Source organism: Bradyrhizobium sp. USDA 4541 (genome assembly GCF_024171085.1).
GTDB classification, from domain to species: Bacteria; Pseudomonadota; Alphaproteobacteria; order Rhizobiales; family Xanthobacteraceae; genus Bradyrhizobium; species Bradyrhizobium australafricanum.
In genome coordinates, this window is record NZ_JALJZF010000001.1 from 2,952,914 (window position 1) to 2,969,447 (window position 16,534).

General features: G+C 60.4%; 7 protein-coding genes. 4 read left to right on the plus strand and 3 right to left on the minus strand.

What is annotated here, in order from left to right; translation table 11 throughout:
* Nucleotides 1–392: 392 nt before the first annotated feature.
* The 3 genes from J2R80_RS13950 to J2R80_RS13960 are packed head-to-tail and all read right to left on the minus strand — an operon-like array spanning nt 393 to nt 9,561.
* Nucleotides 393–3,452 (minus strand): NAD(P)-binding protein, encoded by a 3,060-nt coding sequence (locus tag J2R80_RS13950; RefSeq protein ID WP_253638744.1) that lies wholly within the window; start codon nt 3,450–3,452, stop codon nt 393–395.
* An 11-nt stretch (nt 3,453–3,463) separates the two neighbouring features.
* On the minus strand, nt 3,464–5,677 hold the full coding sequence (locus J2R80_RS13955; protein ID WP_253638745.1) for an FAD/NAD(P)-binding protein: 2,214 nt from the start codon (nt 5,675–5,677) through the stop codon (nt 3,464–3,466).
* On the minus strand, nt 5,674–9,561 hold the full coding sequence (locus tag J2R80_RS13960; RefSeq protein ID WP_253638746.1) for an AAA family ATPase: 3,888 nt from the start codon (nt 9,559–9,561) through the stop codon (nt 5,674–5,676). The genes J2R80_RS13955 and J2R80_RS13960 overlap by 4 nt, the downstream gene beginning before the upstream one ends.
* Nucleotides 9,562–11,006: 1,445 nt before the next feature.
* Here J2R80_RS13960 and J2R80_RS13965 point away from each other — a divergent pair.
* The 4 genes from J2R80_RS13965 to J2R80_RS13980 all read left to right on the plus strand — a co-directional run bounded on the left by J2R80_RS13965 (nt 11,007) and on the right by J2R80_RS13980 (nt 16,480).
* The gene (locus tag J2R80_RS13965; protein ID WP_253638747.1) at nt 11,007–12,218 is read left to right on the plus strand and encodes a transporter substrate-binding domain-containing protein; all 1,212 of its coding nucleotides are present in this window, start codon (nt 11,007–11,009) and stop codon (nt 12,216–12,218) included.
* A 788-nt stretch (nt 12,219–13,006) separates the two neighbouring features.
* Entirely contained in the window at nt 13,007–13,945 is a 939-nt protein-coding gene (locus tag J2R80_RS13970) for a class I SAM-dependent methyltransferase (protein WP_253638748.1), read from the plus strand.
* Nucleotides 13,946–14,067: 122 nt separating this feature from the next.
* Nucleotides 14,068–14,895 (plus strand): ATP-binding cassette domain-containing protein, encoded by an 828-nt coding sequence (locus J2R80_RS13975; protein WP_253638749.1) that lies wholly within the window; start codon nt 14,068–14,070, stop codon nt 14,893–14,895.
* Nucleotides 14,896–14,935: 40 nt separating this feature from the next.
* A complete protein-coding gene (locus J2R80_RS13980) occupies nt 14,936–16,480 on the plus strand; it encodes an ABC transporter permease/substrate-binding protein (protein ID WP_256527985.1) in 1,545 nt (514 codons plus the stop codon).
* The last annotated feature ends 54 nt before the right edge of the window (nt 16,481–16,534 follow it).

A 16,534-nucleotide genomic window follows, 5' to 3' on the forward strand; every position in this document is an offset into this window, starting at 1 on the left:
GATCATCTTAGCGCGATAGGAGGTCGCGTTGAGGCGGCTTTAGGCGAAAGATTTCAGAAGGTACCGTAGGTTTTCTGGCTGTGCGGAAAGGCGGTAGCGCTCCCCCCGCTACCATGCGGCATTCGTCATAACGTCGCGGTTCACCGCCTTATCCAGCCTCCAAAGGGATGGTACCTTCCACGCGGTCCGCCAGCTCGGGGGCCAGCGCGCTCTGCGGCCAAGGCACGAGTAACGAGTGAAAAACTGCCTGGCGTTCAGCTGTCGGGTGGGGGCGCTGCATCCTCATGCTCGACTCTCGCCGTTTTGATGGCGGTCGTTACTCTAAGACCTTCGTACGAGTGCGGTGCCTTGGCGACCATTGAGCGAATTAGTGGCGCCAAGCTTCCCGGCCGTCAGCGTCGTACCAAGATACGGCCCAGCAATGCCGTGCTGTACTCGCCGGTGGCCCGCGCCAGATTTCTTGCGCTCGAGCTCGGCTGCCCCGTCGGAAAGTTGAAGGGCAGGCTGAGCGTCCAAGGCGCGATGAACCGGAATCCCCAGGAGTCGTCCTTTTGCGGCGGCTTTGAGATCGGTGCGAGTTCGATCTCCTCTGCCTTATGAGCGAAAGGCGAGGATAGCGCGACCTTGCCCTTGATGGGTTGAACGACCGCACCGCCAAGACCGTATTTCAGCATCGAGTAGATGAAATTGCCATCCGGCTGGACGCCGACCAGAGGCTGATCCAGTTTGTCGCGGAGTTGCTTGATGACGAGATAGCTGTCGATGCCACCGGGCACGCCGTCGCGCTCGAACCAGGTTCTTATGGTGCCGGATGAGCTTCGCATGGAGAAGGAGTCATTATCATCCTGGATTCGTGCGACCTGTTTGTTGAAGCCGTAAAAATTCTGGCCGATCAACGTGGCTGCCAGCGAGCTCACGAACAAATGCGGCATGTAGCTGAACAGGACGTTCTGTAATGAAGGTGCGTTCTTATGGATAACGTCGGGAATCAGCTGGGCGATTTCGAGGTAGTGCGCGCCGCCGAAGGGTAGTGGTCCTGGACGCACGTTGCGTTGCCGGGCAAAGATCAGGACGACATGATGCGGTGGCTCGGGAATAATCTCCGGTGTCCTTTCCGTCTTGCCCTCTGCATCGGACGACGCGCCGTGATGCGCTGTCTTGATCGTGCTGTGGGGCGCTGGAGGTTCGAGGAGTGTCAGCCCATCGGGTAGCATCTTCTCGAGTTCGCAGCGCGGCCGTTGTTGGACGACGCAAAACGCCTCGATTTCGCCGGTACCGGCGACGGCGTTAGTGGCAAGCTTGCGCAACAGGTCCAATGCCGGCAACAAGGCGGTTGGCAGCGAAACGTCGTTGAAGTCGTTGGCGTTTGGCATGGCAATATCTACTCCTGCAATTGCGGCTGCCGCGGCGCGGCCCGCCATGACCGATGCTTCAATACAACCCGCATTAATACCGGTACGAACCCAGTCGCCGGCGAGAAAGAGATTGTCGACCCCCGACTTGCCGGCCTCCATGCGTTTGAACACGCTGCCGGGAACCGATAGCACATATCGGTCCGAGGGATTGATGTTCACCCTCGGATATTGCGCGAAGAACCGCCTTCGAGTCGGGGGGGAATAAGCACGATAGTCGAAGAATCGCTCCCAACGAATGGCATGGCCGGGGCCTTCAATTCCGGGCCATAGGAAGTGAAGGTTGCTCTCGACCCAGTGCAGCATCCTTCGCCTTTGCCGCGCGAGCATCCTGGCCGGATAACTGTGTTTGCAGAACGGGGGCGGCGGATGCAGGGGATCGTCGACCAGGGAGCCAACGAAATATGCCAACCCCTTGGGAGGCGATTGAGGCCATTTTTCCAGTGGCAACATCAGGCTGAGGTCGGCCCAGGTGTCGAGCGGCAATACGAATCCCGAAAGAGCCGTTCGATCCTGCTTGCAACCGAGCTCTCGCATGCCGACGCTTGTCCATGCCTGAAAGGCTACCGTCGCCGTCGTCTTGATGGCATCGACCATCTCTCGCCAGCCGGGCGTGTGGCAGATCAGGTCGCTGCATATCGTGCAAAATGCGCCGATGCCGATGCCGAGCACGACATCGTCGAAATCCCTCCCTCGCAGCAGCTTTCGGGGAGGGGCGACGCCGGGCCACTTCGTCCACGCCGATTCCAGGTCTATTCTTTGGTCCCGCAGATCCCGTCCTTGGACCAGCTGACAGTAGTCTGGATGGGAAGGCCAGCTCGGGATTGTGCCGTCTGCGCCGATCCAGATCAGCGGATCGTAAGAATTGCCGGAGTGGGTGGTCGCCTGCACGGTGGTGTCGATGAACTCGATCGAAGCTTTGTCTTGAGACAGTCCGATGTGCTCGACCTTGGTAAAGAATTCGAATTTGACATGGCGTTTCGTGAGGACCTGGTAGAGCGGAGCGAACAGCAGCTCGCCCATGGTCGCCTTGAGAAGGTAGAAGAACGACCCGCGATATGTGAAGAGCAGCTTCAACAGGATGCGGGTGCCGGTGCCTGCCGCCACGTTCCTGCAGGGAATGACATTCCCGTATTCATGCGTGTGGCGGCTACCGAAGAACCCGAACACATAATCATAGCAGCCACGGATAATGGCGGAATCCAGCGTCGAATCCGAGCAACCGTTCGACCTCATCCAATCGGTCCACTCCTGATGGTCGATGCAGTCGAAGCCCTGCCACAGCACGCCGTCGCTCAACATGCCGATCGCGATCGTCAGAGCGACCTCCGCCACGATCTCGCGCGGGTCGCGAGACATCGCAGCTGATGGCGGCTTGTCGCAGAGCTGAGTCCGCGCATGCCTTAGTATCGTCTGTAGTTCGGCGGCGTCACTCGGGCTGACCGCCCTGGGATCCTGCGGCAGGATATCGATCTTCGCCCGCGCCGTTCTGAACGGACCGTCGGTTGTTCCGGCCGCCACGGCGGAGTGCTGGGTCCCCGCCGGCCATTGGTCGGTGAAACCAGCGATCGACTGGCTCTGCTGCACCGAGCATTCGAGCAGGGAGCGCAGAAAATCGACGAGCGAGACTGCGGGACGCGGTGTGCCGGGAATACCTTCATGGGGTGGAATGTCGATAGTCCATGAAGTCCAACCGGAATTGAACGGCTCCATGAGCACGGATCGATCGAGGCCCTCGAAGGCGTTCTCGCGTGATCCGAACGGCGGGCTGAGATCGAGATCGTTCATCGCGGCATAAAGCCGGTCGACCAGTTCGAATGCGTTATCGTAGAAACCGGTCCAGACATGAAGTCCGTGTTCTTCGGCGCGATATCCTTTTTCCTTGTCGCGGCCGACCGCTCCCTTGCCGCCAAGCCGCCAGCCGATCGTGTAGACGGTGATGTCGAACAGTTGATGCTGCGGATCTTGCTCCGTCAGCTCGAACGCCGCGCTGAGCGCCGCGACACCGCCTCCCAGGATTGCAATCTTTCTGAGCGCCATGCGGCCGATCCTCATTCAGCGGGGGCGGGCGCGCAGCTGCGCATAACATCACAGAGAGACACAAATTGTCGGGTAGCGTGAAGGAAACGCTCGCCGGGAATTTCGAGCTCTGCGCCGGTGATCGCGCGCGCCGCCTGCATTCCCGAGATCACGGCTGTTTCAACGCATTCGGTGTTGAAGCCGGTGTCGATCCAGGTTCCGGCGAGGTACAGGTGCTTGAAGCCGGATTCGTCGGTCTTCAGGCGCCAGGCGCTGGTGCCGGCCGCGGTCGCGACACAGCAGTCCCAGGGACTGATATTGGCTTTGACGTGCTGCGCCCTGATCCGGCGATAGCCGTGGCGATCCTGATCGTCGTAAAGCACGGTCCAGTCAAACGCACCATTCGTCATCACCTTCGGCCAGATGAATTTAGCCTTGTGCTCGAGCCAATCCAGCGTCTTGAGATAGGCGAGCAGATTTGCCATCTCCTGGGCATGCCGGCTTGTCTGCGGCGCTGCGTACAATTTCGAAGGGAAGACGTCACAGAGGTAGTGAAGCGAGTAGGGAGGAGGGGCGCGGCGCTCATACCGCAGGAGCTGGAACATGTCCGCCCAGATGTCGAGAGGATTGGGGCCTGACACCAGCGCGGGCTTTTGTCCGGACCAGCCGAGGTCGGCAAGCGAGCGCGTGCTCCAGAGCTGAACTGCGATGCTGGGCACCAGGCGAAGCTTTGCCGCCATATTCCAGAAGCCGGTGCTGTAGTTGTAAAGGTCGTCGAACGGCTCGTGCATTGCTTCAATGGCAGATAGGCCTGGTCCGGGCGGTCGCTCGACACTTTTGTTGCCCGTGAACTTCTTGAAAGCGCCGAGCGGTATCGCCAGGACGACATCGTCGAAATCGTCGACGCGTGTCTTTACGTCGGTGCCGACCCGCTCGTTGCACCAGAACGATTCAAAATCAACGCAGCCGTTCGGGGGCACGTCGAGGTGAAGCCAGTCGGGTTGGCTGCTCCAGCCGAACAGTCCATCGCCAATCGGCACGGTCCATTCATAGCCGGACTTCGGTATCGCCTGCACGTCAAAGTGCAGTGAATCGACAGATCGCCCATCCGACGAGACCCTGATGTCGGTCAGTTTGTGAAAGAACCGAAACTCGACGTCTCGCTGCTTGAGTATCTCGAACAGGGGAGCGACGATCACTTCGCCTGCACCGGCCTGCAGCTCCCACGCCACGGCTCCTTGATAGGTTCCGAGTGCTCGAAGCAGGACCTGGACTGCGGTTCCTGCGCCGTAGCTCGCGTTGGCGATGTCTCCGTCCGGATACTGAAACATCGTGTCGTAGAGCGCTCTTACCATTGGCGACTGCTTGACCAGTGAGGGCTCGGCGCCATGACGAACCAACCAGCGGCGAAAGTCCTCGCCGTCCATCTGCTGGATGGATCGTTGCTCAATCACGATGTCGTCGAAAATGCCGTCCACCAGCGGCCACGCTAGTCGCAAGGCCTGGTCGAACAAGTGACCGGCTGCGGTATTCGCAAAGGTCATATGACAACTGGCGCCGGCAGCGCCCTGAAGCACCCGGCGGACTAATTCCATGTCCGCGGGGCCAAACGAGATCATGTCTTCGTCGAGATGCAACAGCCATGCCGAGGCAATCTCCAGACAGGTTCTTGCCGTCACCACACCGAGTAGTCTTGAGGGGGGAAACCGCGGGTCGTCGCGCATTTTGATCGTTTCGATCGAAACTTCGTCGAGCTTGACGATCGGCGAGTCTGACCCGAGCGCATAGTCGTGGAAGTTGATCAACAGCCCTATCGCGTGCGACAGACAATTGGCGATGCTGAGGTCAGCCGGTTCTCTGCCGGGTATACCGACTTTCTTCGATGTCGGGAAGTTGACGTCATACACGGTCGGCTTGGCCCCATCGGGATCGCCGATCGGCGTGTAACCCTGTGGGAGAATCAAAGTGTTCAAATCGACTTTCGCTCCCTTCCGCGGCAAGTCTCGGTAAACTTCGGCCAACATCTGGAAAGCGTTCAGGTAGTGGCCGAACCAGATATGCAGGCCATGCTCGATGTTGCGGCCCTGCGCATCGCGCCCGCTGGCGCACTTGCCTCCGAGCCGCCATCCCAGCTGATAGACCGTGACGTGATATTGCTTGCGCAATTCCGATGTAAGGCTGAGCTGATAGGCGGCGGAAAGTCCCGCCATTCCGCCGCCCACGATGATGATGCGGCGCTGGCTCAAGCCTGTCTCCATTGCGACGACGGCGATGGATGGACACGTTTCAGTTCGGCGAGCTCCTTGGCGGCGCCGAGGCGTTCAAAGATGTCGGCCGCCTGCCGCAGGCGAGACTCACGCTCAGGATCGCTCGCGCTGGTCGCAAGGCCGATTCGATAGATCGCCTGCGCCTGCTCGCGGGGGGTTTGCAGCAGCTCGGCCACTTCGGCGGCGCGCTTCCAATTCTCGAGCGCCCGCGCCGGTCGACCGGTCAGGAAGCACAATCGGCCGTTCATTAACAGACTGTAGAGACGGCAGATCGGCGATGTTCGAGCGAGCCGGGAAAGCTCCCGGCACGCCAGCTTCGCCTGGCTTTGAATGTTCGAAGAGACCGCGCCGGAAGCTTGCTCCCAATGGCTCAGTAAGACATCGGCGATTCCTGCCGGCCCGAAGGCATATCCGCCCCACACAACGCCGCATTCGCGCAGGATTGGAAGTCCCCGTTCCGCAAGCTCAAGGGCGACCGCGGCCTCGCCGCGCTCGAGATAGCCGGCCGCGGCCACGCCCGTGCAAAGCAATTGTTCGGTGCGGATCAACCGCTGGCCTGCCAGCGCTTTCAGTTTGTCGAGGCATCCGGTATCGGCCCCGCCCCGGGTGATGTCGATCAATGCCCGTAAGGAAAGACTCCAAGCGCGGATCTGCGGCGGGGAATCGTCGGAGAGTTCCGCGAACAGCCTGGCAAGCCGCTCGTCGGCGAGCGAAATATATCCCCGCAACAGCGCGATGAAGATCAACATCGTCTCGCTGTTCTGCGCACGCTTTCGGTCTCCCAGGCGCTCGTAACAACGTCTTGCATGCTCGCCATGCGCCTCGGCATTATCCCATTCGGCGAGGCCATAAGAGAGAACGCCGAGCACGAGTCGGACCCGCGCGATCTCGGGCAGCGAGCCGTAACCTTCCGCAAGTTGGATCGCGCGCGCCGCGTAGCTGCGGCCGATCCCCACCATGCCGGACATCCCCATTCCGAGCGCCAGCGCGCTGTATCCTCGAATCGTCTCCGGGGTCGCGCCGCATTTCTCGGCCAGGTTCAACGACGCCAGGGTTCCGTTGAGCACGGCCAGCGAGTCATTCTGGTAGAAATACTGCTCCGACAGAAATTCGTGCATATGAGCGACGCGCTGCATGTCGGACCTGTCCTGCTCAGCCAGGGCCACTTGTTTCGACGAAGTATACCGTAACCTCAACTGGGTTGCGGCGTTGCGAACAAGCGCGCCGATTCGTTCGGTCTTGCTCGCCGGAAGACGATGACCAAGCAACTCCATCGCGCGGTGGTAGTGGTTGGCGGAGCTCTCGTAGTCCGACAATTCGTGACAAGCGTCACCGAGGATGACCTCCCAAGCCGCTTTGCGGCTGCGTCCGATCTGGATTGCTTCGCGCTGCGTGAGATCGAATAGCTTCTCCACGTAACGGATCGCTTCGCGATTTGCCGAGTTGTTGCGCGACTGTTGCGCCGCAAGCTCGAGGTAAGTGATCGCCCGCAACGGCTCGCCGCCAAGCTCGAGATGCCTTGCCAGGCGCGCATAATTCGGTTGCAGCTCCTCGGCGTGATGCTGCTCGATGAAGCCGGCAATCCGCCGATGGAGGGTTTTTCGCTGCGCAAAAGACAAGACATGATAGGCAACCTCCATCGTTATGGAGTGCCTAAACACAAAGGAAAGTGGCCGCGTCTCGCGATCGAGTTGCAGGAAGTCGAAGTCGATCAATCGGCGGATGCATTCCGCCTTGGTGGCAGCGGACAACTCCGGGACGATTTGATCCAGCAACTCGGAGGAGAAGGCGTCGCCGACCGCGCTGGCGGCCTTGAGCACCAGCTGGTCGTCGAGCGATAGCAGGTCGATCCGGCTGACGATTGCGCGTTCAACGCTGGTCGAGAGCGAGATACTGGAATCGGCGAGGCTCTGTTCATCGAACGAACATATCCCCCGCGTAACCTGAATCTTTCCAGTGTCCCTGAGCGCGAGCGCGAGCTCCTCGCTGAAGAACGGATTTCCACTGGCATGACCGTAGACATATCGCACCAGTTCCGGCGGAACCTCGGACGATCTCAGGCGCCGCTTCACCAGCAGCCGCACGTCGTCGCGCGACAGCCGGTCGAGCCGCAGCTGCAGCGATGAGGCGAGTTCGACGGCAAGACGCTGCTCTGCGATCGCTGTCGTCTGGGTCCGCTGAGTAACCACGATCAGGAAGTCCGAAAGCCGGCGCGCGACGGCGCCAAGCAGTTCGATCGAGGGGCCGTCGAACCAGTGGACGTCCTCCATCAGGAGGATGCGAACGCTCGATCGGCGAAGGATGAAGATCACGAGTTCTTCGATCGCGCTCGCGCGAGCCGAGCCGACGATCTGTTCGGTGAAGGCGAATTCGGAAAATCCCAGTGGAATGACTTCTTCGAGCAGCGGAAGCCAATTCAGCAGCGACTCGTTTTCGAGCAGCGCTTCCGACAATTCGCGTCGAACCCGCGGTCCGTCGCCCGGTCCTTCAAACTGCAAGATCTGCCGCAATACGGCGCGCCACACGAAATAGGGCGTCGATCTTTCGATCGCCGTGGCATTTGCAACCAGGACGGCGTGATTGTCGGCCTGCGCCGATCCGATGAAGTCTTCGAGTAGGCGCGATTTTCCGATGCCGGCTTCGCCTGCAATGAGGACGAGCTTACCGGTTCCTGTCTTCAGACCGTCGAGACAGCTCCTGAGCATCGCGGTTTCGCTGACGCGGTCGATGATGGTGCGCCGGGGTGGAGCATGGAAATCGTCGGTCACTGCCGCCGGACTGAACGCCAACATCGATGCGCCCGTCCCCTTGACCTGGAGATGTGGCAGCAGATTGAACACGATCCTGCGCCCGACGGCCTGGGCCGTCGTGGCGTCGCAGACGATGTCGCCCTGTGCGGCCTCGGCGAAATGCGCGGCCACATTGATCGCCTGCCCAAAAATCCCGAACGTCCTTTGATGGAGGCCGCCATAATTGCTGCAGAACAGGCGGCCGGTCGCCAGGCCGACAGAAATCGGAATGGCCTTCGCTTCCAGCTGGCGACGGAGGCGCAGACACGCCTCGACTGCCCTGAAGGGATCGTCTTCGTGGGCAAGCGGAGCCAATCCGAAGACGAGCGTAAGAGTCAAGCCCTTGTCGTCCATCAGGACCTGATGAACGGTTCCCTCGAGCCGTTCGGCGATTTGCTGGACGTCAACGACGAAGGCCTGCAGTCTCGTCAGGAAATCATCATCGAAATTGAAATCGGGGAGGCCGACCCGCGCCACTGTGAGCGTGCGAAACTCGCCGACCCAGTCGCTGGCATCGGCCTTGCCCGTGTGGCTTCCGAAGATAGTGCGGTCTATCGGTGCGACGGCATCGGGTGAGTTCATTCCAAGGAGCCGTGCCCCATAGGGCATGGGCTCGAGTTCGCACGAGCCCGTCAACAGCCGCGCGGCGTTTGCACACAACGCGATGTCGCCGATCGCGGCCTTCTGATAAGCGAGGCCGATGCGGTAAAAGGGTTCTCCGGCTGCAACATAGTGCCATTTGTCCTGCCAGCCGCCGAGCCTGCAGAAGAACACTTCGCCGGTTTCCACCGCCGTGCGCGCACTGATTGCTTCTCGGCCCGGCCCGGCGGTCATGGCCTGTCGCAGCGCAAGGCCGCAGCGCACGGCCTGCGCGGTAGCGACGGCAGCGTCCGGATCGACCCAAATCGCGAGAATGGCGTCACCGGCGAAAGCGACGATGTCGCCTCCCTCGGAATCAATCACGTCGGCCAGTATCGCAAAGCAATCGTTGATGAAGTAGGTAAGGCTTTCAGCGCCGTCGCCGGCAGCGCGGTCGGTCTTCGCTGTGAAGCCGGCAATGTCGATAAGCAGCACTGCCGCGGTCCGGGCGTCCGCGCGGGGGTTGTTTGACCACTCTTGAGACCGGAGGCGTGCATTCACCCATTTTGGCGTGTGGGCGGCTTGCTCCCTCGCGACAGCTCCGGCAGGCATTGCAGGACCTCGGCTCAATGGAGCCGGAATGGAACCCTGTCTTGGAGAGAAAATCAACAAACCTGCGGTTCTCGGACCGCCGGAGACCGTCAGCGGTCTTGTCCAATGTCTAAAATGCCTTTTATCACTTCGGCCGCATCCGGGCTGTGGGGTGGTTCACAATGATCGTCAAACTTCGGGTCCGTTCGTGATCGGAAAGAGCGCGACCACAGGCGATGACTTTGTCACTCACACGCATGTCGACGTGCACATGAAGGGCTGGCCGAGCCGTGCGCATGACGCGGCGCGAACGCGCGCCAAAGGACGGTGACTGGCTCTCTCGGCTTTCGACACCTTGCTTTCGTTCCAGTCTTCATGAGGCTGCGCCTTCTGAACAAGCTCGACTTCCAAATTGAGGCTCAACCTATTGAAAACACTGGGCCGGGAAATGACGGGGCGATCCCGGCAGGAGGGATATCCCAAGCAAATTCAATGGCATGGACTTGATAACCCCGCCAATGCCGCCATTGCCTAGCGTTTTCGTTGCGGTGGCTACCGTGTTCGTCGCTGAAAGGGATATCAGCGCGAACAAAACGGATTAGCCGTTCTGCCCGTCGCGGGGTGCTGCCCGACTGCAGGGATTGGATGGTTTTCAGTGCTGTGGGTTGACCAGGATCGGCTTACTGGTCGGGACGGCTAGCCCGTGTCCGTGGGCCGTTCGAACGTCTCGATACTTGCCGAGATTTGCGGAAATCTCCCTTGCGACGGGCGACCGTGAAGGTCACCGACGCTCCCCGACCTCTCCCGACTGGCGGGTCGCAGGCGATACATTCTCGAACCGGTGCGCTTGCCAGCCTATGCTCAAGCCGAGCTGTGCTGCCGCCATCACCGCAGCCCGGGCCAAGATCCCACCGTAGGTGGAGTAGGCTAGCCGCGACGTTCAGCCGCTTCGTGTCTGCGACCCAACCCACCGCCACAACCGCAAGCGAGGCTTCAGCATCCAACCGGGCTCCATTCTTCGTAAAGACCACGCGCACGCCAGCGGGTGTCTTCGCGAACGCCTCGATGGTGCCGAAACTCTCGTATCCTGAGCGTTATGGTGTCATTTGTCGCTGCCTCGCAGCTCATGCCGATGCTTGCGATTTTGTTGAATTGAGAGAAGCGATGCCGTCACCCGCAACGTCGACAATCGAGCGTCTGCGTTGTGAAATTCAACCTGAGGTTAGTTAGCCCTCCGGACATGGCCGAAGACTCCTTCGCCTTTGTTTTGACGGACAGGCGTGTGACGAATGCTGCCAAGAGAGTAGCGAAGCTCCGGCCGGCAATCCCGGTATGCATCGAGGTGAGCAATGAGTTCATTCGAGGCTTTCCCGTCAGCTCTGCACGACCGCCACTTGGGGGAGGTGTCGTGTGAGATGGCTGCCCACCGCGCCAGGCGGGGAGATCCAATCTCGCAACGCAAGCGGACGTCGATTCGACCGGTCTGGTTATGCATCCTGGCGCTGGCGGTGGCCGCGTTCGGCTGCGGCGCCCTTCACGCCCAAGCTGCCGCGGCCCGTGACAGGGAATTAGTCGTGGCGACCAAGCAGGCCCCTCCATTTGCCATCAAGCAGCCGGATGGGAGTTGGAGCGGTATGAGCATCGCGCTCTGGAAAAGGATCGCCGATCAGGCACACCTACGTTTTCGCCTGGTCGAAACCCAGAGCGTGCCGGATTTGCTGGACGGCGTCGCAAACGGCAGATTCGATGTTGGCGTCGCGGCGGTTACAGTGACTGCCGAGCGTGCGCGCAAAGTCGATTTTACGCAGCCGTTCTACAACACCGGGCTCGGCGTTGCGGTGCCGGTCAACGAAAACCCCTGGGTCGCGATCGGGCGGGCGCTTCTCTCTTTCGGATTCTTCCAGGCCGTCGCGGTGCTGCTTGGTTTCGCAATGGCGGTCGGATTCCTGATCTGGATGCTGGAACGGCGCAAAACGGAGCACTTCGGTGGCGGCGCCAAGGGACTCGGCTCCAGCTTCTGGTGGTCGACCATCGCCATGACGCAAGCCGGGGCCGCTCAGAATGCGCCGACAACACTCCCCGGCAGGATCGTGGCAATGGGATGGATGATCGCTTCCGTGATCGCGATTGCGGTGTTCACCGCCGGTATCACCTCCACCCTTACGCGCAGAGGGCTCGAGGGCGCCGTTCACGGCTTCAACGACCTGCGTTCCGTGCGCGTCGGCGCGGTCGCGAACTCCGCGACGACCGACTACCTCGCTCGTCAGCGGCTTTCGTTTCGAACGTTTCCGGACATCCAAGGCGGCCTCTCCGCGCTGGGGCGTGGGACAATCGATGCCTTTGTTCATGACAAGCCGTTGCTGACCTGGATGGTTCGCAGCGACTTCTCGGCCTCGGCTCGCGTCGTCGATACCAGCTTCAGCAGCGAGAGCTATGCGATCGTACTGCCCAAAGACAGCGCCTTGCGGCCGATGCTCGATCTCGCCGTACTCGATCAAATCGAAGGTGATTGGTGGCAGCAGACGGTGTTCGAGACGCTTGGAAACGCTCAATCTCGCTGACGATACCGTGCGAGGAGCCCGGTCCGTTCAGTGCTGTCAGGGCCTCATCGTTGCAGGGGAACCGACAAAGTTCCGAACATCGGCCTCGCGAGCGATGCAAACCGTCAATAGCCCTGTGCGTATGCGCGAGTTGCTGTTCCACCAAATCAGCTTCAAGCTTGGTTCATCCTCGGCGTGGCGGCTTGGCGCATTTTCTAACATGGCCCCCAAACCACGTGCGTGAGTTGCCGTTGCCGAGGAACTGCTCCAGCGCGCCTTGTCCGTAGGCCGAGTTCGATCCATCGGCCAACTACGCGGGCCAATCATTCCCATCTGAGCGGCCTTCCTATTGGCGCGGTCTCAACCTGTTGTCGGCAACTGTGCTGGCGCGAGTGCGTTCCATGCTTCTGCGAGATGTTCTTCGGTGCCGCGACCGGCGCCACCGGGCACGCAACGTGAGCGTGATTTCCCAACCGTCGCGTCCGTGCCTGACCAGCATTGTCGACTATCGCGGCCGGCTGCCCACACGCTTTCATTCGTGCAGCACCAGAGTTGATTCTCTTCTCTGCCAGAGCGACTGGCATTTTCGACATCATCCTGACCGCAGATCAGGCCGCCCCAACCGGCGATGGTCTCGAAAAGGAGGCGGCGTTATACGCGCGTGCACATCAGTGCGCAGCGCAGTTCCACGAAGCGAGGTTGAAAAAAAGCGCAATGGGTTTGTGCGTCGATCAATCTCTGCAATAGGGCATCAAGCACTTGAACGCAGCAGCCGTCGAGTGGCTTGCAAGTTGAAATAGGAGACCGGGTTGCAAACACATTTTTCGCGCATCAATCAGTCCAAGGCCGTCTTCGATGATATTTATGCCCTGGATGATCCCAGGGCATATTTCTCTGTCCTCGGAGATTTGGATTACATGATCCCGGACGTGGCTGAGCCGGTTGTGCGCCAAATTCTGGCAGCGAAGGTTTCAGAAACCGGCGCTAAGCCGACCGTACTTGATGTTGGCTGTTCATACGGAATCAACGCAGCGGTGCATCGGTTTCCACTGACTTTCGGGGGCTTGCGCCATCGCTACGCCCGACGCGAGATGAGGGCGATCGGTTCTGAGACATTGGTGCGCCTCGATCGCAATTTTTATTCGGCTTGGCCGGATGTCGGTCTCGCGCGATTTATCGGTCTCGATGTATCGGCGCCGGCGATAAGGTATGCGACGGGTGTAGGTCTGCTTGAGCAGGGCATTGTCGCAGATCTTGAAACGGAGGCGCTCTCGGCGGGCAGCGCGCATCTTGTCCGATCCGCGGATGTCATCATGTCGACTGGGTGTATCGGCTACGTCACCGAGAAGACGTTCAGCAAGATTCTCGATGCGACGGAGAAGCGTCCATGGATCATTTCGTTCGTGCTACGAATGTTCCCGTTCGAATCTCTAGCCGCGACGTTCGCGAAGCGTGGTCTTGTGACAGAGCGTCTTGCCGGCGCGACTTTTATCCAGCGTCGTTTTCGCGATGCTGAGGAGTTTGAAAGTTGCTTGGCAAGCCTGGCGGCTCTTGGCATCGATGCTACCGGTCTTGAGTCGGAAGGGCTGTTTCACGCCGATCTGATGTTGTCCCGGCCTGAGGCGGATGCGCGCGCCGCTCCCCTGGAAGACATTGTCACTGTTGCCAGCGGCAGGGGGCGTCCGATCGGACCCCGTTATGTCCATGTTGAGGGCGACGACGGCCTGCAGGTCGCGTTGGAGCCGTGACGGTTCGCCTTCCGAAGATGGGCGTGGTGTGACCCAGGGACCTGTGCATCCAAGTGGATCATGCCCTGACGCCTGCTTGCTCATTTTCTGGCAGTTCTGCAGTCCACAGGGAGGCCCTGTTCATGACAGCTTCGCCGATTTCGAATCCGTCTAATTCCGTGCCGTATATCGAGATCGATGCTGTATCGAAATCCTACGATGGGGGGCGGAGTGTTGCTGTTTCCAACGTATCGCTCGACGTACAGCAGGGGTCACTGGTCGCGCTCGTGGGCGGCTCGGGATCCGGCAAGACCACGCTGCTGAAGACCATCAATCGACTGGTCGATCCTGACGTTGGAGAAGTCAGGATCGACGGAGTGCCTGTAAGCAAAGCCGAACCACCGATGCTGCGGCGGAGCATCGGCTATGTCTTTCAGGGGATCGGTTTGTTTCCACACATGCGAGTTGCCGACAACATTGCCGTGACACTCAAATTGCATGGCTGGCAGGCGAACGAGATCGAATCGCGGGTGGCCGAGATGCTGGATATGGTGGACTTGCCGCAGGATTACGCCAGCCGCTTTCCGCACATGCTGTCCGGAGGTCAGCGCCAACGGGTTGGCGTCGCGCGTGCAATCGCCGCCCGACCGCGCATTGTTCTGATGGACGAGCCGCTGGGTGCGCTCGATCCTGTCACCCGCGACAGCCTGGGTTCTTCCTACCGCGAGTTGCACGACCGGTTCGGCATGACGACCCTGATGGTGACCCATGACATCCAGGAAGCTGCGCTGATGGCTGATCGAATCGTCGTCATGAAGAACGGCCGCGTACTCGCCGACGATACGCCGCATACTCTGATGATGGGCTCTGGTTCTGACGATCCGGACGTGACCGCCTTGATGGAAGTGCCGCGACGTCAAGCGGAACGCATCGCCGCGCTTGCGACCAAGAACGGACCTGCTCGTGCCTGATGCCGGCGCAGAGCTGCTTTCCAGTGCCCGATTAGACGCGTTGTTCGACGCCTGGCGCCTGCTTCCCACCTATCTCACACCACATATTGTACTTTGCGCCACGGCGCTGGCGCTTGGACTGCTCGTCAGCCTGCCGCTGGCTGCCCTCGCAGCGGAACGACCATGGCTACGCAGGCTGGTGCTTGCCATCGCCAGCTTGATCCAGACCATACCGGGACTTGCGTTGCTCGCACTGTTCTATCCATTGCTCCTTGCGCTCTCGACATTGACGGCACGGCTCTTCGGCTTCGGCATCCCCGCACTGGGATTCCTGCCGACGCTGATCGCATTGACGCTCTATGCGATGCTTCCGATCTTGCGCAACAGTGTGGTTGGTTTGAATGGCGTCAGTCCAGCTATCGTCGAAGCGGCAGAAGGCGTTGGTATGACGCCTCAGCAGATTCTGACGCGCGTCAAGGCGCCGCTCGCCACGCCCGTCATCATGGCCGGGGTGCGGACTGCAGCCGTATGGACGATTGGAGCAGCCACGCTTTCCACGCCCGTCGGCCAAACCAGCCTTGGCAATTACATTTTTACGGGGTTGCAAACCGAGAACTGGGTTTCCGTGCTGTTCGGCTGCACCGCCGCGGCCGGGCTTGCTCTGATCACTGACTTCTGTCTCGGTCTTGTGGAGACAGGGGCGTCTGAACGCAGCAGGAAGCGTGTGTTGTTCGGCATCGCCGGGCTTGCTCTCGGCACGCTCGCCGGTTTCGCGCCGCTGCTCTCGAACGAAGCGGAAACCTATGTCATCGGCGCGAAGAGCTTCTCCGAACAGTTCATTCTGGCGGACCTGATGGGTGACCGGCTGAAGGCTGAAGGAGTCGGCGTAACGCGCAAGGATGGGCTCGGTTCGGCTATCGCCTTTCGCGCGCTGGCTCACAATGACATTGATGCTTACGTCGATTACTCCGGCACGCTCTGGCGCAACGTTATCGGTCGCACTGACATGCCACCGCGCGAGGAGATGCAGGCGGAGATCGTCCGCTGGATGAAAGCGGAGCAGGGCGTCACGGTACTCGGTGCGCTTGGTTTCGAAAATGCTTACGTTCTCGTGATGAAACGGGAGAGAGCGCAGGAACTAAATGTCACCTCGATTGCCGATCTTGCTCGTGTTGCACCTCAACTCACCATCGGCGATGACCTTGAGTTCTTGGGCCGACCGGAATGGCGCTCGCTTAAGGATGCCTATGGTCTGTCGTTCAGAACGCGACGCTCGTTCAATCCAACGATCATGTATCACGCTCTCGAGGCCGGCGAGGCCGACGTCGTCTCCGCGTTCTCCAGCGAGGGGCGTATCGCGGCGCTTGATCTGCTCGTACTGGCTGACCCGAAGCATGCGATACCTTCCTATGATGCGCTGATCCTCATCTCGCCAAAGCGTGCCGCCGATGCGCGGCTGAAGCGAGCACTTGTTCCGCTTGTCGGCTCGGTGCCCGTTGAGGCGATGCGCGCCGCTAACCTCATGGTCGACGGTGATACGGACAAGGCTCCTCCGGCAGAGGCGGCGCGAGCCCTGGCAAAGGCCGTGCATTTGCAGTCGCGATAAATGCGAGAACACGATCAGGGGCGTTCTCGTTCGACGTTCGACCATCGCCGATGA